This is a genomic window from Xenorhabdus sp. TS4 (assembly GCF_014467265.1).
Lineage (GTDB): Bacteria > Pseudomonadota > Gammaproteobacteria > Enterobacterales > Enterobacteriaceae > Xenorhabdus > Xenorhabdus ehlersii.
Genome location: NZ_NKHQ01000126.1, coordinates 20,157 through 38,169, shown reverse-complemented (window position 1 = coordinate 38,169; position 18,013 = coordinate 20,157). Strand labels below are relative to the sequence as shown.

At 42.3% G+C, this 18,013-nt stretch carries 19 protein-coding genes; 9 read left to right on the top strand and 10 right to left on the bottom strand.

What is annotated here, in order from left to right:
- Positions 1-117 precede the first annotated feature (117 nt).
- The gene (locus Xets_RS20560) at positions 118-1,077 is read right to left on the bottom strand and encodes a polysaccharide deacetylase family protein (protein ID WP_099132960.1); all 960 of its coding nucleotides are present in this window, start codon (positions 1,075-1,077) and stop codon (positions 118-120) included.
- Positions 1,078-1,297: 220 nt separating this feature from the next.
- On the opposite strand from Xets_RS20560, the gene rfaQ reads away from it, so the two are divergent.
- From rfaQ to coaD, 6 genes are all read left to right on the top strand, one after another.
- Positions 1,298-2,365, top strand: a complete 1,068-nt coding sequence (rfaQ, locus tag Xets_RS20555; protein WP_187652504.1) for a putative lipopolysaccharide heptosyltransferase III — start codon at positions 1,298-1,300, stop codon at positions 2,363-2,365.
- Positions 2,365-3,492 (top strand): glycosyltransferase family 4 protein, encoded by a 1,128-nt coding sequence (locus tag Xets_RS20550; RefSeq protein ID WP_099132958.1) that lies wholly within the window; start codon positions 2,365-2,367, stop codon positions 3,490-3,492. Before rfaQ ends, Xets_RS20550 begins: the two co-directional genes overlap by 1 nt.
- Complete coding sequence (locus tag Xets_RS20545) at positions 3,492-4,595, top strand: glycosyltransferase (RefSeq protein WP_187652503.1); 1,104 nt, start codon at positions 3,492-3,494, stop codon at positions 4,593-4,595. Before Xets_RS20550 ends, Xets_RS20545 begins: the two co-directional genes overlap by 1 nt.
- 104 nt (positions 4,596-4,699) lie before the next feature.
- On the top strand, positions 4,700-5,977 hold the full coding sequence (gene waaA / locus Xets_RS20540; protein WP_099132956.1) for a lipid IV(A) 3-deoxy-D-manno-octulosonic acid transferase: 1,278 nt from the start codon (positions 4,700-4,702) through the stop codon (positions 5,975-5,977).
- Positions 5,977-6,786: a glycosyltransferase family 2 protein gene (locus tag Xets_RS20535; protein ID WP_187652502.1), complete on the top strand. Its 810-nt coding sequence runs from the start codon at positions 5,977-5,979 to the stop codon at positions 6,784-6,786. Before waaA ends, Xets_RS20535 begins: the two co-directional genes overlap by 1 nt.
- Complete coding sequence (gene coaD / locus Xets_RS20530; protein ID WP_187652501.1) at positions 6,752-7,234, top strand: pantetheine-phosphate adenylyltransferase; 483 nt, start codon at positions 6,752-6,754, stop codon at positions 7,232-7,234. Before Xets_RS20535 ends, coaD begins: the two co-directional genes overlap by 35 nt.
- A 39-nt stretch (positions 7,235-7,273) precedes the next feature.
- Here the strand turns inward: coaD and mutM are convergent, their stop codons facing one another.
- The 8 genes from mutM to radC form a co-directional block, all read right to left on the bottom strand.
- The gene (gene mutM / locus Xets_RS20525) at positions 7,274-8,083 is read right to left on the bottom strand and encodes a bifunctional DNA-formamidopyrimidine glycosylase/DNA-(apurinic or apyrimidinic site) lyase (protein WP_187652500.1); all 810 of its coding nucleotides are present in this window, start codon (positions 8,081-8,083) and stop codon (positions 7,274-7,276) included.
- Positions 8,084-8,206: 123 nt separating this feature from the next.
- The gene (locus tag Xets_RS20520; protein WP_099132952.1) at positions 8,207-9,385 is read right to left on the bottom strand and encodes a glycosyltransferase family 4 protein; all 1,179 of its coding nucleotides are present in this window, start codon (positions 9,383-9,385) and stop codon (positions 8,207-8,209) included.
- Positions 9,366-10,487: a glycosyltransferase family 4 protein gene (locus tag Xets_RS20515; RefSeq protein ID WP_099132951.1), complete on the bottom strand. Its 1,122-nt coding sequence runs from the start codon at positions 10,485-10,487 to the stop codon at positions 9,366-9,368. The genes Xets_RS20520 and Xets_RS20515 overlap by 20 nt, the downstream gene beginning before the upstream one ends.
- Positions 10,488-10,503: 16 nt before the next feature.
- The gene (locus tag Xets_RS20510; RefSeq protein WP_099132950.1) at positions 10,504-11,493 is read right to left on the bottom strand and encodes a glycosyltransferase family 9 protein; all 990 of its coding nucleotides are present in this window, start codon (positions 11,491-11,493) and stop codon (positions 10,504-10,506) included.
- Between the two features lie 191 nt (positions 11,494-11,684).
- A complete protein-coding gene (locus tag Xets_RS20505; protein WP_187652499.1) occupies positions 11,685-12,803 on the bottom strand; it encodes a glycosyltransferase family 4 protein in 1,119 nt (372 codons plus the stop codon).
- A 161-nt stretch (positions 12,804-12,964) separates the two neighbouring features.
- On the bottom strand, positions 12,965-13,132 hold the full coding sequence (rpmG, locus tag Xets_RS20500; RefSeq protein ID WP_010847629.1) for a 50S ribosomal protein L33: 168 nt from the start codon (positions 13,130-13,132) through the stop codon (positions 12,965-12,967).
- An 11-nt stretch (positions 13,133-13,143) separates the two neighbouring features.
- Complete coding sequence (gene rpmB / locus Xets_RS20495; protein WP_038239873.1) at positions 13,144-13,380, bottom strand: 50S ribosomal protein L28; 237 nt, start codon at positions 13,378-13,380, stop codon at positions 13,144-13,146.
- 276 nt (positions 13,381-13,656) lie between these two features.
- On the bottom strand, positions 13,657-14,349 hold the full coding sequence (gene radC / locus Xets_RS20490) for a DNA repair protein RadC (protein ID WP_187652498.1): 693 nt from the start codon (positions 14,347-14,349) through the stop codon (positions 13,657-13,659).
- A gap of 255 nt (positions 14,350-14,604) precedes the next feature.
- Here radC and coaBC point away from each other — a divergent pair, with 255 nt between their 5' ends.
- The 3 genes from coaBC to slmA all read left to right on the top strand — a co-directional run bounded on the left by coaBC (position 14,605) and on the right by slmA (position 17,060).
- Positions 14,605-15,864, top strand: a complete 1,260-nt coding sequence (gene coaBC, locus Xets_RS20485) for a bifunctional phosphopantothenoylcysteine decarboxylase/phosphopantothenate--cysteine ligase CoaBC (RefSeq protein ID WP_099132947.1) — start codon at positions 14,605-14,607, stop codon at positions 15,862-15,864.
- A complete protein-coding gene (dut, locus tag Xets_RS20480) occupies positions 15,842-16,300 on the top strand; it encodes a dUTP diphosphatase (protein WP_099132946.1) in 459 nt (152 codons plus the stop codon). The genes coaBC and dut overlap by 23 nt, the downstream gene beginning before the upstream one ends.
- A 160-nt stretch (positions 16,301-16,460) precedes the next feature.
- Positions 16,461-17,060 (top strand): nucleoid occlusion factor SlmA, encoded by a 600-nt coding sequence (slmA, locus tag Xets_RS20475; RefSeq protein WP_099132945.1) that lies wholly within the window; start codon positions 16,461-16,463, stop codon positions 17,058-17,060.
- Between the two features lie 243 nt (positions 17,061-17,303).
- Here slmA and pyrE read toward each other — a convergent pair whose 3' ends face one another.
- Complete coding sequence (pyrE, locus tag Xets_RS20470; protein WP_187652497.1) at positions 17,304-17,945, bottom strand: orotate phosphoribosyltransferase; 642 nt, start codon at positions 17,943-17,945, stop codon at positions 17,304-17,306.
- Between the last annotated feature and the right edge of the window lie 68 nt (positions 17,946-18,013).

Sequence of the window (18,013 nt, the reverse complement as noted above, 5' to 3'; positions counted from 1 at the left end):
AAGTAATTTTAATAAAATATTCATTCTATTTTCCATAATCAATACACCATTCTACAGAGCATACTTATATTCTGAACAACGAGCGGCCCCTCCCCAATAGAGAAATACAGAATTGATTCATTGTTTACATTTCAATCTATAATACTCAGCCAATGTCATCCCCTGTACCAAAGGCTGCAAAAACACAAACAACCCTTCCAAGTCCTGATAAAGCTGCTCAATTTGTTCTTCATTCTGGAAAGTTGGACTCCCTCCCGGCATAAATTCAGAAGAATGCAGCATAAATTCAACATAATCATTGCCAGATGCCAACGTTTTTTGGACAACAGTTTTCATCTGCGCCAAATTCCCGCCTTTTGGTCTTAGCCAATTAACCGACGGAGAACGCTTTTTTCCTCTTAATCGATCATATTTCTGCTTAATGAAATTCATAACTACAGAGTGCTTATATTGAATACTCATCGGTACTTGTAATAACGAAGAATCTCCTTCTTTGGAAATATCCTGTAAATCCATAAAATAAGCATGATCAGGAAAACTGCTATAATCTGTTCCACCATTCCCATCAGGATCCCCCTTGGTAAAGTTCCAATTAACTTTTGGTGTAACAGAACAATCTACTTGATACCCATACTCCACTAATAATTGTGCATAATACTCATTAAATGCCCAACGACCAGCACGATGGCTCAGCATCTTAGTTTGAAGTTTATCTTCCAAAAGATTGGTCATTAAACCAACTTTTTCTTTAATTTGATCTTTAGGATACTCAATCAGATACGGCTTATAGTGCATATCATCGTCAGTAAGAGGAACAATAGGTGGGCTATTCCAGGCATGTAAATGCATACCGATTTCACCCGTATTTCTGGCTATCACATCCTTGGCAAATTCGATATAACCATCATCCATTACCATTTCATAGTTAGTTAACCAAACGGGTTTGAAGCCAAAACGCTCACAGAGATTCTGAAATCTTGGCAAATAACGCGTGTTTTTTGTTGAGATTTGGCCACTATTTTTCCATAGATCATCACCTTCGGTGTCGATCGTGATAATAAAAGCGGGTAATGTCATTGATATGCACCAAAATGTGACAATGATAATTGTCCTAATGGTACGCATAGCAAACAAAGAGCGCAATTAGAGAATACTAATTATCTGTCTGATCCTATTCTATCTGATTGAACATACACTCTATCCAGTGTCATTCTTGGTTGGTGTACTTAAAGATGCCACACTATAATTTTTACATTAAGATCACCATATGACCCTGATATGCTAAAGAACTCAACAAATGATCCCAAAAAAGAATAAAATCAAACGCATTCTGGTGATTAAATTGCAACATCATGGAGATATGTTACTGATAACTCCGGTGATCAGCTCACTAACTCGCCACTATCTAGATGCAAAAATTGATGTTCTCCTTTATCAAGAAACCTTACCGATGCTGGAAAATTCAGCAGAGATTTCCCGTATTTTTTCTATAGACCGCGCGTGGAAGCAACTAGGCACGAGGAAGAAATTATTATATGAGTGGAGCCTACTTAAGACATTGAAACAGCAGCATTACGATTTAGTAATCAACCTTGCCGACCAGTGGAGAAGCGCATTTATTTCCCGTTTTACTGGTGCACCAATTCGATTGGCTTTTAACTTTCCTAAACGACAAAATTGGAAATGGCGTTTTTGTCATACTGAGATTATACCAACAGATAACCATGATTTATTACATACAGTAGAACAAAATCTTTCTATCCTAAAGCCATTGCAGCTTAATTCAATTATCACAAAAGTGACAATGAGTTATAGTGAAGACGATTTAAAATGGATAAAGCAAACACTTTCTAAGTATGGATTTTCAGAAAGATATGTCGTTGTTCAACCTACATCTCGATGGTTTTTTAAGTGTTGGGATGAAAAAAAAATGGCGCAAGTGATTACTGCGCTACAAAAAGATGGGCATAGTATTATCATTACTTCTGGACCAGACCAAAAGGAATTGGAAATGGTAACCACCATCTTGTCACACTGCCCTTACGATAAAAAGAACATTCTTTCGCTGGCAGGAAAGTTAACATTACCCAAACTTGCCGCTTTGATTGATCATGCTAAATTATTCATTGGTGTAGACTCAGTACCAATGCATATGGCTGCTGCCCTGAAAACGCCCTGCATTGCATTGTTCGGTCCATCCAAACTGACATTTTGGAAACCCTGGCAATCTGTTGGTGAGGTGATTTGGGCTGGCGATTATGGCAATATTCCACACCCAGATGATATAAAAACTTGTACAAACGAACGCTATTTAGATCTGATACCCACAGATGCCATCATTTCAGCAGCAAGGAAATATATTTAATGAAACCATTACGTTTAGCCATTGTCCGTCAAAAGTATCGTCCAGATGGAGGCGCTGAACGTTTTATTTCAAGAGCCCTGGAAGCACTAGAGCACCAGCAACTTGAGCTGAATGTCATTACACGTTCTTGGCAAGGTACAAGTAGCCCCAATTGGCATATCCACCTATGTGATCCCATTAAATATGGAAGAATTAGCCGCGAAAGAGGTTTTGCCAAATCAGCACGGAAATTATGGCAAAAAACACAATTTGATTTGGTTCAAAGCCATGAACGCATTGCTGGCTGTGATATTTATCGAGCCGGAGATGGCGTTCATAAGCGCTGGTTACATCAACGAACCCGTATCTTGCCAACATGGAAAGCACGCTGGTTGTTAAATGATCGGTATCACAGCTATGTTATAAATGCTGAGGCAGAAATGTATGCAGATCCAGCCTTAAAGAAAGTGATTTGTAATGCTGAAATGGTAAAAAGGGAAATTATCGAAGAATTTGGTGTAGCCGAAGATAAAATCGCTGTTATATATAATTCAATTGATAACACAAAGTTTTTTCCTGCTGATGAGCAAACCCGCCTACAACTTAGGCAACAATATCAAATTCCCGCGACAACAAGATGCTTAGTTTATGTTGGTTCTGGTTTTGAGCGAAAAGGATTATCTGCGGCAATCCAAGCCGTCGCAAAAACAGATAGCTATCTATTAGTTATTGGCAAAGACAAAGAGCAGAAAAAGTATCAGGCGCTTGCAAATACGTTAGGGTGTACTCATCGCATCCGTTTTATGGGATTACAAAAAAATACATTGCCCTTTTATCAATTGTCTGACGCTTTGCTACTGCCGACACTATATGATCCATTTCCTAATGTTATCCTCGAAGCTATGGCATGCGGTTTACCCGTTATTACTAGCACAACATGTGGGGGAGCTGAATTCATCATCGAAGGGAAGAATGGTTTTATCTGTGATGCATTAGATATTGAAAAATTGAGGGATTCTGTTTATGGCATCCCTGATAACATATTCGGAACAGATATATCTATTGCCGCCAGAAACCAGATAATCACTGCAACACCTGAAAATTTATCCAAACAATTAATTGATCTTTATCAAAGAGTTTTAATATAGTGAAAGAACATATCCTTTTTATTATCGATGGATTACCCGGAGGAGGAGCTGAAAATGTTACCCTTCGTCTTGCGGCTGGTTTGAGTAAATCAAACTACCAAATTTCCTTGCTTTCACTCAATGCTCAATTGGATTACACCATCCCAGAAGATATTCATTACATCGTCAGCCCTGATGACTATAGAGGGCTACTAAGAAAACTCAATGAGATAAACCGCAGAGCTAAAGCAATGGATAAAGTTTTATTTAAGCTTTTCCAACAAAAAGGTAAACCTGCACTTGTCATATCTAATCTACATAAAACCGACCGTATCGTAGTTAAATCCAAAGCCCTGAAAAACTGTAATGTATGGCATTGTATTCACGGCATTTTTTCTCAATCATACTTAAGCAATAAAAGTGGCTTTTCTTATTGGATAAAAAAGGAAAAGATAAAGAAAGTTTATGAAAATAAAAAAGTTATCTGCGTTTCCGAGGCTGTTAGCAACGATTTACTAAGCAATATTGGGATAAAGCCCAACCAGATAAAAACCATCTATAATCCCTTTTATTTTGAGAAAATAAAAGCGCAGGCATCAGAAATCAATCCTTATCATGGTTTGGATTACATTTTGCATGTCGGGCGCTTACATCAAGTAAAACGTCAAGACCGATTAATAGATGCCTTTGCAAAGGCAAATCTCCCATGCAAACTAATTATTGTAGGCCAAGGTTCCAAAGAAATAGAAGAACACCTTAAAGTAAAAATTGATAAGTACGGGTTAAATGATAAAGCCATTTTGGCTGGCTTCCACTCCAATCCACATCCCATTATCAATGGAGCAAGAGCGGTTGTTATAAGTTCAGACAGTGAAGGATTACCGACAGTATTAATCGAAGCATTAATTTGCCATATTCCTATCGTCAGTACAGATTGCCCTGGTGGCGTTAGGGAGATAATGACGGGCCAATTGAAAAACTATCTGTCTAAACTAGACGCAAATTCTTTGGCAGAAAAAATACAGCTTGCTTACAATATGCCCCCTCAAATTACAGATGAACTGTATGAAAAATTTGAGGCAAACAATATACAAAAGCAATATATTGAATTAATAGAAAAATAGCAGACAGAACACCAAACTATGGTTCAAGGGAAACTGCATTTTACACACTTTCTTCAAGCCAATGTGGTACTATAACCGCAGTCTATGTCAGTGAATTTGATAGAATGTTGCTTCGCTTATATCAGGTACTTCTCTACCTTATCCAACCAATTATCTGGTTACGTCTGCTGCTGCGCAGCCGCAAATCCCCTGCGTACCGCAAACGCTGGGGAGAACGCTATGGCTTCTGCGCTAAAAAGGTGGCCCCAGGTGGGATCTTACTGCATTCCGTTTCTGTTGGAGAGACATTAGCTGCCATTCCGCTCGTACGGATCTTACGGCACCATTACCCTTTTTTGCCCATTACTATAACAACCATGACACCGACAGGTTCTGAAAGGGTTCTGTCTGCTCTGGGCAATGATGTTAACCATGTATACCTTCCCTATGATCTGCCAGGATCAATGAGACGTTTTCTTGATCGCGTAAATCCCAAGCTAGTGATCATTATGGAAACTGAACTATGGCCAAACCTGATTACTCAGTTACACCAACGGGAAATCCCACTGGTTATCGCCAACGCGAGGCTATCAGCCCGATCAGCAGCGGGATACCAGAAAATTGGCAGCTTTATTAAAACCATTTTAAATAAAATCACGTTGATTGCCGCACAAAATCAGGAAGATGGTGAACGCTTTATCGAATTAGGATTAAGACGCTCTCAACTCTCTGTAACGGGTAGCCTTAAGTTCGATATTTCTGTTACACCAGAACTCGCGGCAAAAGCCGTCACATTGCGCCGCCAATGGGCACCGCACCGCCCTGTATGGATAGCAACCAGTACCCATGATGGAGAAGAGACGATTATCCTGGATGCTCATTGCAAACTGCTTAAACAATTTCCTGATTTGCTGTTAATTCTGGTGCCCCGCCATCCTGAACGTTTTGCTAAAGCCGCCGAGTTAACCCAAAAAGCGGGATTAAACGCGATTTTACGCAGTGCTAACACTATTCCTGACGCTAATGTGCAAGTGGTTATTGGCGATACGATGGGCGAATTGATGCTCCTGTATGGTATCGCTGATCTGGCTTTTGTCGGAGGGAGCCTGATAGAACGCGGAGGACATAACCCGCTGGAAGCGGCTGCCCATGCTATTCCTGTTATCATGGGTCCACACACATTCAACTTTAAAGATATTTGTGCCAAGCTGCATAAAGCGGATGGATTGATTACTGTTACGGATAGCCAATCATTAAGTTCAGCTATCAATAGCCTGCTGACAGACGAAGATTACCGACGCTATTACGGCCACCACGCCGCAGAAGTCCTGCATGAAAACCAAGGTGCTCTTCAACGCTTGCTAAAATTACTGGAACCTTACCTCCCTCCAAGGAGACATTGATGATTGCCAAAAAACGCCTGTCCGTTGTCATGATCACCAAAAATGCCGCTGATGTGATTGCAGATTGTCTGCTTTCTGTGAATTGGGCGGATGAAATCATCGTCCTGGATTCCGGCAGCACCGATACAACTTGCCAAATAGCCAGCGAAATGGGGGTAAAAGTCTACTCAAATACCCAATGGCCTGGCTTCGGGCGGCAACGGCAGCTCGCGCAATCCTATGCCAGCGGTGATTACATCTTTATGATTGATGCCGATGAACGCGTAACGCCAGAACTAAAAGCGTCCATTGAACAAGTCCTGGCAAATCCTGATGACAATAAAGTCTATAGCTGCGCACGCCTCAATCTGTTTATGGGGCGATTCATGAAACACAGTGGCTGGTATCCTGATAGGGTTATTCGCCTTTATTGCCGTGAACGTTACCAATACAACAACAATCAGGTTCACGAATCCCTTGATACTCAAGGCGTATCTATCGTGACACTAAGGGGGGATCTGCGTCACTTGACCTGCCGTAACCTGATGGAGTTCCAGCAAAAACAATTAAATTATGCAAGAGAGTGGGCGAAACATCACTACGAGCAAGGCAAAAAAATCCGTTATTTTTCTATAATCAGCCATACGCTGGGCGCATTTCTCAAAACCTGGCTATTAAGGGCAGGTTTTTTGGATGGTAAGCAAGGCCTGATATTGGCAATTGTAAACGCCCAGTATACATTCAACAAATACACTGCACTTTGGGAAATGATTCAAACAAAGGGTAAAAACAACGATGAAAAGAAAAGCGATTTATCCCGGCACCTTTGACCCTATCACTTACGGTCATCTTGATATTGTTACTCGCGCCGCAAACATGTTTGACCATGTTTTATTGGCTATCGCTAATAGTGATAGAAAAAGTCCCATGTTCAGTTTGGAAGAGCGTGTCACGTTGGCAAAAGAAGCCACCGCTCATCTGGAAAATGTCGATGTGGTTGGGTTTAGCGAACTGATGGTTAATTTTGCCAAAAAACAGCAGGCTAACATCTTAATCCGCGGAGTTCGTTCTGTTTCTGATTTTGAATATGAATGGCAACTTGCCAATATGAATCGACATTTTATGCCTGAGCTGGAAAGTGTCTTTTTATTGCCTTCCCAAACCCTGTCGTTTGTCTCATCATCCTTAATCAAGGATGTTGCTCGCCATGATGGCGACGTTTCATCCTTCCTGTCAGAGCCAGTTGCACAGGCAATGCTAAAGAAATTGGGTAAATAATACCTTATGCGGGGCAATTATCCTCTGCCCCCAATCCGTTTAATGCTGGCACTGACGACAGAAAAAGGTACTGCGTTGCCCCAATTTTACACACTCGATTTTCTCACCGCATAGCGGACAAAGTTCACCTTTCTTGCCGTAGACAAACAACTCCTGAGCAAAATATCCCGGTTTGCCATCAGATTGCAGAAAATCCTTCAGTGTCGTTCCGCCTTGCTCAATGGAACGACGTAAAATCTGTTTGATTATATCGGCCAATAGATAGGCTTCTTGCTGCGTTAATGAATTCACGGGACGTTCAGGCAAGATATGTGCAACGAACAACGCTTCGTTGGCATAGATATTCCCAACACCAACAACAACTTTGTTATCCATCAACCAAGATTTGATAGCCGCTTTTTTGTTGCGAGAAACAGTGTAAAGATACTCGCCATCAAACTGGTCAGAAAGAGGCTCAGGACCTAAATGAGCCAGTACGGAGCACTCTTCGAGATTGTCACTCCATAACCACGCACCAAAACGTCGGGGATCGGTATACCGGAGAATTTTGCCATCAGTCATAACCAAATCGACATGATCATGCTTTGCCGGCGGTTGTTCATCCAACAAGACACGCAAACTGCCAGACATTCCCAAGTGGATAATAATCCAGCCTTCCGGCAACTCAAGCAATAAGTATTTTGCCCGCCGTTGAACACTCAACACTGGCCGGTCTGAAAGCGTCATGATTTGCTCGGAAACAGGCCAGCGCAAACGTGAATTCCTGACCTCAGCATATTGAATCACATTACCAACCAAGTGAGGTTCAATCCCCCTTCGACTGGTTTCCACCTCTGGTAGCTCCGGCATACCTACTCCTTGAATAAGTTATCTACGATATTGTTTCTGAGAATATTGCATCTAAGCAGATTACAATACCGTTTTCATGTATCATTTGCAGTCAGATTTGATTGAGATAACAGGGAGAGACACTCACTGAGACAATATTTCCGCTATCACGCCCATAATTAACTTCGCACGCTGATCCCAATTAAAACGTTCTGCAACCAGCCGTTGAGAATAGTCAACTTTCGCCATCATTTCAGCGGGATGATTAATCAGCCATTGAATCTGTTCAGCAAAACTCGCTGGATTTTCACTATCAGCAAAATTTACCGCATTTTCATCAACAGCATCACGAATGGAAGGGAAATCAGAAATAACTACAGGCTTACCCATAGCCATATATTCAAACAGCTTGAGAGGAGAGGTATAGCGACTGCCAATATTGGTTTTCGTCAATGGCAGAACACAAATATCACTATCAGCAATAACCTGAAAGCGTTTTCTGGGTTGGACAAAACCAAGGAAATTAATTTTATCACTTACACCAATCTGTTCAGCAGTCTGTCGCAATCGCTCAATTTGTTCAGTGGTACCACCAGCAATGTTCAGTTCAACGTTATCCAGGTAAGACATGGCTTTCATTACCGTTGGGATACCTTTCCAACGATGTAAACTCCCCAAATAAAGTACTTTTTTAGGAAGCATACTGTTGTAATCGCTGCCGGCAAGCATCTGCTTAGCAGATTCAACCGCCAGCATATCAACCCCATCGGGGGCCACAACAATCGGTGTTTTGACACCGTATTGCTTATAAATATCTTCTCGTAATAGTGAAGTCAGGGCAAAAACAACCTTAGAGCTAGCATAAACCTGCTGTTCAAGTTTTCTCAGTTTATGATATTTACGTTGGTTGCTACGATTGAGCAAATCATGGGATTCTCTAAACGATTGAGAAAATACTTCATGGCTTTCAAAGAAATGAGGAATATCCGAATGATTACACAGCAGGTAATTCGCCATTTTAATATTGCGGGTAAAAAGGGCATCAACTTGATGCTCTTTAAGCCAGCGCGAAACCTGCAAATAAAACAGTTTCTGAGTATTTAGCGGGAAATACCATTTTCTGCGTATATCGTGCAGGGCGATTAACTCCACAGAAGGCGGCAATGACCTGCCAAGAATTTCCTCAACTTGGCTTTGGCCTTTTGGCGTAATCAGGAAAACACTATGCCCCTGACGAGCAAAAGCGTCTACATTCTGCAAAATTTGTAGTGACGCAACCCGATAATCAGGCACAGGATAAGGATCAATATACGCAATTTTCATTATTTTTTATGGCGTTCAATAAACGGCTAGCAGAATGTTGCCAGGTGTACATCGTTTCAATTCTCTGGCGGGCAGATTTCCCCATCTTTTCTCCTCTATCCGGCAAAGATAAAAGATGATTTACCGCCTCAGCAATGGCCATAGCATCACCCGGTGTCACCAAAATACCAGCACGGCCTTCATTACCAACCACTTCCGGTATTCCGCCAATATAGCTGGCAATCACAGGACGTCCACATGCCATCGCTTCAGCAATAGTAATACCAAATGCCTCATCACCAATACTGGGGAAAACACCGGCATCACCCGCCGCATAAAATTCAGGTAATTGATCATGACCAACTGGAGGATGAAAAATGACGGATTTTTCTAACTGCAAAGCAGAAACCCGCTTTTTAAGCGATTTCAAATCTTCACCTTCACCAATAATCAATAATTTTACATCCTTGTTCCGCAACAAAGCCATTGCATCAATGGCGACTTTCATGCCTTTCCAACCAACCAACCTGCCAGCAAACGTTAACAGAAACGTTTTCTCATTGATACCTAATCGAGTTCGGACATCCGAGCCAGATGGTTTGAATTTATCGATATCTACCCCATTATAGATGACGCTCGGAAATTGCTTGAAATGATGCTGAATCTGCCAGGCATTAAAATGGCTACATGCAACCCATGCAGATATTTTTTTACCCAATATCCGATCCCCTTTAAAAAAACTGGTTCCACCACTCATGTAGCAAAACTGGGTATGGGATGTTTCAGGCATCATTCTGGGCCAGAAAAAATCAAAAGGCTTGGTCAAAATCACCCAATCAAAATTTTCAGCAATAACTGTTGCACGGGCATGACGGGCAAAAGAATAACGTTCAACAATACGTTGGAAGCGGCGTCCAATGTTAAGCACGCGTTCTCTGGGAATAAATGGAAAAGTATGAATATGGATATTTCTTTCGCCTAATGCAGGCCGAATATCGCCAGTACCACCGAAAATATGGACTTCATGCCCCGCATCTGTCAGCGACTTGGCTAACGCCCAAACAGCGGTTTGAATGCCGCCGTACGACATGGTAACAGTAACATCGATAAATCCTATCTTCATTGGGTTAATTATCCTTTCATTCATTTTTCAGCAAGTACTGAACAGAATGCCAGACTTGATCTACCGATATTGCTGACATTGTATCTTGACGAGTTGCCTGTCGATAATCTACAGGATGTTCAATTACCACTAATTTTGGATGTTGTTGAGGTGCGAGAAAACGCCCTGGGTGAAAGCAGTGATACAGAGCAACCATTGGTATTCCCAAGGCCCCAGCCAGATGAGTTGTTCCAGTATCAACGCCCACATACAAATTAAGTTGACTCATGATTGCCGCATTTTGCCGCATCGTAGTCTTACCCGCCAATGATGAGCATCTGTTTGTGCCCAATTTCTCAGCCAGCATTCGCGCACTGTCTTCACCATCTTTACTGCCTAACAGCAAAATATGCGCCTGCGGATAATCACGATAAATATGTTGAGCTAATTCGTAAAAATGTTCTACAGGCCAATCACGATAGGCTTTTGCCGGAAAACTCTGTAACTGAAAACCGATTCTTAATTGTCGTTCTATCCCTTGCCGTTGAAGAAAATCTCTGGCGTACTCCGCTTCATACAGGCTTACATTATACTGCAAACGCCAATTACTCACTTCAACCCCAAGTGAATCGATTAACAGCGCCCTTTCCTGTTGGGCAGGCATAAGTTCTCTAGGCCTTGCTATAGCATACTCATTTGGTTTTTTACCAGAGATATCCGAAAAATAAACGGCCAAATTTGCTACACGTTTGGCATACTGCAATAGGGATTTATCCTGGCCATAGACTAATGCCAGATCATAGTGCCGACGAGAAAACCAGCCACACCATTTAGCCTTGCCTTTTGAAAAATCTTTCAATTGATTAATTAAATCGATATTTTCAAGGATTTCTTTTGTTTTTTTATGCACAAATATATCAATATTTGCCTCCGGCCATTTTTCTTTCAGGGCACGAATAACCGGAGTTATTAGCAAGGTGTCACCAAAACGGGCAATATTGATGATTAGAATATTTTGGGGTTGCATAATAATGAATATTAAATTATCAATCCAAAGATTGGAGCACTTAAGGTACTATACAGTAAAGTGAGTCACTGTTCTATTTACGGTTAATAAGCACAATAGGCATACAAAAATAAAGCTAATGATATTTCAAATAGTTAATAAAAAGCATAGATTACTCTGCCAATACAGATAAAAATAATATAAACAAAACATTACCGCTTGCTTTCTATACTGGAATAAAAAATAGACTCCATTTTTTCTGACATATTATCCATGCCAAATAAGTGAATTGCCCGTCGCAGTGAAGCCTCTCCCATTTGTAAACGTAGCCCTGCATCATGAATTAATAAATCTAATCTTTCTGTTAATTGTTCGACATTTTTAGGTTCGATAATATACCCTGTATCGCCATCAATTACAGCTTCTGTAATCGCGCCCACCGATGTAGAGACAACAGGCAATCCACACGCCATTGCCTGCATGATGCCTTGAGGTACACCTTCATTACCAAACGAAGGTAGAGCAAAAATATCCATTGCATTTAAGCAATCAGGAACATCCTGGCGATTACCAAGAAAGATGACACTCTCTGTCAGCCCTTCCTGCTGAACTCGCGGCTCTAAATTCTTTCTTTGGGGACCATCTCCCACAAACAGCAATTGCCAATCAGGATAACGTTGATGGAGAATTTTCCAACTATCAAGCAGGTAACGATGGCCTTTCCACGTTCTCATTGTGGCAACAATGCCCAGTGTTGGCTTGTCTTTGATGCCAATACGCTGACGACTTGAGGACTTACTTTCAGGATGAAAACGTGACAAATCGATCCCTGTCGGCACAGAGGTCATATGAGATAGAGGATAATCATTATGTACATGCAAATATTGGCGTAGTTTTTCTCCGGTTGTCACAATATGCTGACCAGCGTGTAAATACAGCCAACGAGTCGCAATGGATTTTGAAACATGAGTCGAAACATGGCGGGTTCGGACTATCGGAGGCATACCTTTTAATGTGGCACATGCCGCAGCCACCAGCCAAGAATCAGTAGAACTATGGGTATTGATTACATCGAACTGGCGACCTTCTGTTTTTAGCCAATGACGCATTGCCCGAAGACAAGAAAGACGTTTTTTTTCAATTGGGAGCGCCACAACAGACACACCATAATGATGAGCTTCACGGTAAAGGGTTGAAGTTGGACAACAAACGATAATCACATGGTGTCCGCGCTGTATCATGCCCTGAGACTCTGTCAGGATACGAATTTCCTGCCCTCCCCAACCACACGATGATTCTGTATGTAAGATATTCAAGGTCTTTCTAACCATTTTAGCGCTACACCTGACGGTTCATAATTAAAAAAACGGTAGTATAACTGAACAATGCATAGGTCTACACGCATAGCCCAATTTAAAATAAGCTACAGTGGCATTATCAACAGATATAAAAAAGCCCAGCATAATGCTGGGCTTTTTATAATCCACTAAAATTATTTAATTTTAGCTTCTTTGTACATAACATGCTGACGAACAACTGGATCGAATTTTTTCATTTCCAGTTTTTCAGGCATAGTACGCTTGTTCTTCGTAGTGGTATAGAAGTGACCTGTACCAGCGGAAGAAACTAGCTTGATTTTATCGCGAATACCTTTAGCCATTTTTCAGCTCCTTAGTACTTCTCACCACGGGCACGCAGTTCGGCCAGAACTGTGTCGATGCCTTTTTTGTCAATCACACGCATACCTTTAGCAGATACACGCAGAGTTACAAAACGTTTCTCAGACTCAACCCAGAAACGGTGAGAGTGCAGGTTAGGCAGAAAACGACGCTTAGTCGCATTTAATGCGTGGGAGCGGTTGTTACCACTCACCGGACGCTTGCCAGTAACTTGGCAGACTCGGGACATGTCTATTCTCCAAAAATCAAATCAGCTCGAGCTTTGTATTGGGTGTGACCGCCTCGTCAGGCTTAGGAGCCCATCTCAGCAAACTTTCTTTACTGAAAAGAGGTTACTGAAAAGAACGTCACTGAAAAGACTCACATTTTCCCAGTAAAAAAACTTACTGAGATAGGCTCTTCTCGTCAAACCCAAGATCCTCAAAGGTGGCGTAGTATACGCCCTCATTCGCTGATGCTCAAGTCCCGAACAACTAAGATCTGATCGTATCGCGAAAAAACAGTATCAAATCCAACCTCTTTCCATAAATGAGACACAAGATTGCTTGCCAATAACGATATGATCCAAAACTTTAACGCCAACCAAGTCACAAGCCTCAATAATTTTTTCTGTCACCAATTTATCTGCCAAGCTAGGTTCTGGATTGCCGGAAGGGTGATTGTGCGCAAGAATAATTGATGCGGCATTCACTTTAACCGCCTGTTTCACAATTTCACGCGGGTGAACTTCAACTTTGTTTATCGTTCCTTTAAACATTTCATCATGGCAGATAACTTTATTCTGGTTAGTTAAAAACAGTACCACAAATATCTCCCGATCTTGCCAGGATAATAAATCCTGCAAATAATTCTGGGTTATCGTGGGGCTGCTCATGATATCTTCATGGATAAATTGACTGGAGAAAAATCGTTTTGCCAGTTCAGATATCGCCTGCAATTGGACATACTTGCATCGTCCCATGCCTTTATGTGCACAAAAGTCATCGTAATCCGCAGATAGAAGGTGATAAAGCGAACCAAATGATTTCAGCAGATATTCTGCCATTTGTACGACATGAACCCCCCTGGAACCTGTACGTAAAAAGATAGCCAATAATTCCGCATCTGTTAGGGAAACAGCCCCATAAGCCAATAATTTCTCCCGGGGAAGAAGATTTAAATGCAATTCATCGTTTCTTTCCATTACCGTTAAATCCATAATTTCCTCCCCCTTCAATATCCTTTGTTCCACTCCCTTGCCCTATAGTCCCCCATAACGATGGGTGCCATCACTCACCTACATTTCGCACCTACTATTCCATGATGAAAAAATCGCCGCCAGCTCGACTTGCAAGGCTTGCGCAGCGCTTCGCAAACTTGCCATTTTTGGCTGTCTAAATAGGGAAGGTTCTCAACGCAATATTTTCTTGTGATAGAATCTTAAGGAATTGCAACTGACATCTGGACAATCAAAATGACAGGATTTTCCGGCAAACCACTTTCTGATAATCCGCTTTCTGGTAAACAACTTTCTGGTAAACAAATAGTCCTTGGAATCAGCGGAGGGATCGCCGCTTACAAAACAGCCGAATTGGTGCGCCGTTTGCGTGATCGTGGTGCCCAGGTACGCGTTGTCATGACTCCCGCAGCAGAAGCTTTCATCACTCCACTGACCTTACAGGCAGTATCTGGTCATCCCGTCTCAGATGATCTTCTGGACCCCGCTGCCGAAGCCGCCATGGGGCATATCGAACTGGCAAAATGGGCTGATTTAATTATTCTCGCGCCCGCTACTGCTGATCTGCTGGCTCGTCTGGCCGCAGGCATGGCGAATGATTTAGTCACCACAATCTGCCTGGCTTCCGCTGCATCTATTGCTGTTGCCCCCGCAATGAACCAACAAATGTACCGTGCACAGGCCACCCAGCATAACCTGAACGTACTTAAAGAGCGTAATGTATTGATTTGGGGCCCCGCTGAAGGCAGCCAGGCATGTGGTGATGTAGGGCCAGGGAGAATGTTGGAACCGATGACTATCGTCGAACGGGCAATGCAACATTTCAACACCGAGCAAAATCTTTCTGGTCTACACATCGCTATTACCGCAGGACCAACCCGTGAAGCCTTGGACCCCGTCCGTTTCATCAGCAATCATAGCTCCGGTAAAATGGGTTTTTCCATTGCACAGGCCGCGGCAGAGCGTGGTGCTGAAGTGACATTAATTACCGGCCCCGTTAATTTACCCACACCACAAGGCGTTAAACGCATTGATGTCAGTAGTGCACTGGAAATGTATGAACAAGTTCAAGCTACCGTAACCTCACAGCATATCTTTATCGGTTGCGCTGCCGTGTCTGACTATCGTTTCAGGCAAATCTCAACAGAGAAAATCAAAAAGCAGGGTGATGAAATCACATTTACACTGGTGAAAAATCCTGACATTGTAGCGAGCGTTGCGGCCATGGAAAAAAATCGTCCATTTGTCGTTGGATTTGCAGCCGAAACCCAGAATGTGGAAGAATACGCCCGCGGAAAACTCAAGCAGAAGAATCTGGACTTGATTTGCGCAAATGACGTATCCCTGGCCGGACACGGTTTCAACAGTGATACTAACGCATTACATCTATTCTGGCATGATGGTAGTGTTCAGTTACCCCACAGTGGTAAATTACAACTCAGCCACCGCTTATTAGACGAGATACTCAAACGCTATGATGAAAAAAATCGACGTTAAAATCCTTGATCCCCGCATCGGGCAAGAATTTCCTTTACCGACTTATGCTACACCTGGCTCTGCGGGTTTAGATTTACGTGCTTGTCTGGATAATGCAGTGGAACTGGTTCCTGGCCAAACTGAACTTCTGCCAACTGGGATTGCTATCCATATTGCAGATGAACAATTGGCAGCAGTTATTCTCCCCCGCTCTGGTTTGGGTCACAAGCATGGCGTTGTTCTGGGTAATTTGGTGGGACTTATCGATTCGGATTATCAGGGACAATTGATGGTTTCAGTTTGGAACCGTGGTGATAAAACTTTCATCATCGAACCAGGCGAACGCATCGCCCAAATGGTTTTTGTGCCCGTTGTACAGGCTGAATTTAATTTGGTTGCAGATTTTGAGGCAAGCCAGCGCGGCATGGGTGGATTTGGCCATTCCGGTCGTCAATAATTTTCCATAAGGCCTGATACCGTCAACCGATTTTTATATTTTTTGCTCACAATGTTTTTGATAACAATGGCTTTTGACAACAATCGCTTTTGACAGCAATAACGTTGTGGCAAAAAATAGCTGGATTTGTTTTGCTGTTTTAGCAGGGGTCTTAGCAGACATGGCAGAAAAAGAACGTACAAAAAAGAAAAATAGACGTGAGGAAATCTTGCAGGCACTGGCACATATGCTGGAATCCAGTGATGGCAGCCAACGCATTACGACTGCAAAACTTGCCGCAAACGTTGGTGTTTCTGAAGCAGCCCTTTACCGTCATTTTCCGAGCAAAACCCGGATGTTTGACAGCTTGATTGAGTTTATTGAAGATTCCTTAATTTCACGTATCAATCTGATCCTGCAAGATGAAAAAGACACCATCACACGTATTCGGTTAATCCTCGTCCTGCTTTTGGGTTTTGCAGAAAGGAATCCGGGGCTGACCCGTATTATGACTGGCCATGCGCTAATGTTCGAACAAGACAGATTGCAAAATCGCATCAACCAGCTATTTGAGCGAATTGAAATGCAACTTCGCCAAATTTTAAAAGAGAGAAAAATCCGTGATGGGCGAGGATTCACTTATGACGAGTCTGTGTTGGCATCACAGTTACTGGCGTTTTGTGAGGGGATGCTCTCCCGTTTTGTTCGCTCTGAATTTCGCTATCGCCCGACAACTGAATTTGAAGTACGCTGGCCATTGATATTGACCCAACTGCAATAATCTAATCCACTACAATAGATTATCGCAGCATCGTAAGTTCATATCTTTATACAGTGAATGATAACGTGCGGATTTTTTATTGAGTTGTGTTAATATGTTCCGGCTCATTGAGTTCACTACTAAGTGACTTAATAATGGCATCATTGTCGCAATCCTTACCATATAGATAGATGCCATTTCTACTACTCACCCCGCCCATCTTGGGCGAGGGATTTTTTTTCACTCACCCCAGATTACTGACCATCAAATACCGTATTCTTTGCGATAAGCTTCTACCGCTTCCAGATGAGATTGCATCTCTGGATTTTCGCGCAAATAACTCACCAAATCATTCAAAGTAATGATGGAAAAAACCTGGCAATGGTAGTCACGTTCGACTTCTTGAATCGCTGAAAGCGTTTCACGCCCGCGTTCCTGACGATCCAGGCACAAAATCACACCGGATAGCATTGCTCCGTGCTGCTTAATGATTTCCATTGACTCACGAATCGCCGTACCTGCGGTAATGACATCATCCACAACCACAACATTACCTCGCAGAGGGCTACCAACCAGCGCTCCACCTTCACCATGATCTTTAGCTTCTTTGCGGTTAAAACAATAAGGCATATCGATATCATGATGTTCAGCCAATGCTACTGCGGTAGTTGTCGCAATCGGGATCCCCTTATAAGCCGGTCCAAACAGCAAATCGCACTTCATTCTGCTATCTAGCAATGCTGCTGCATAGAAACGACCAATCAACGCCAAGTCACGTCCGGTATTAAACAGGCCCGCATTGAAAAAGTACGGGCTTTTGCGACCAGATTTCAGCGTAAACTCGCCAAATTTCAGTACCTGTCTTTTCAGTGCCAGCTCAATAAATTCGCGCTGATAGGCTTTCATTGGGGTTACTCCTCTTTGATCTCTTGTCATTCATTACTATATTGCAGGTAAATTTATTGCAGGCATAA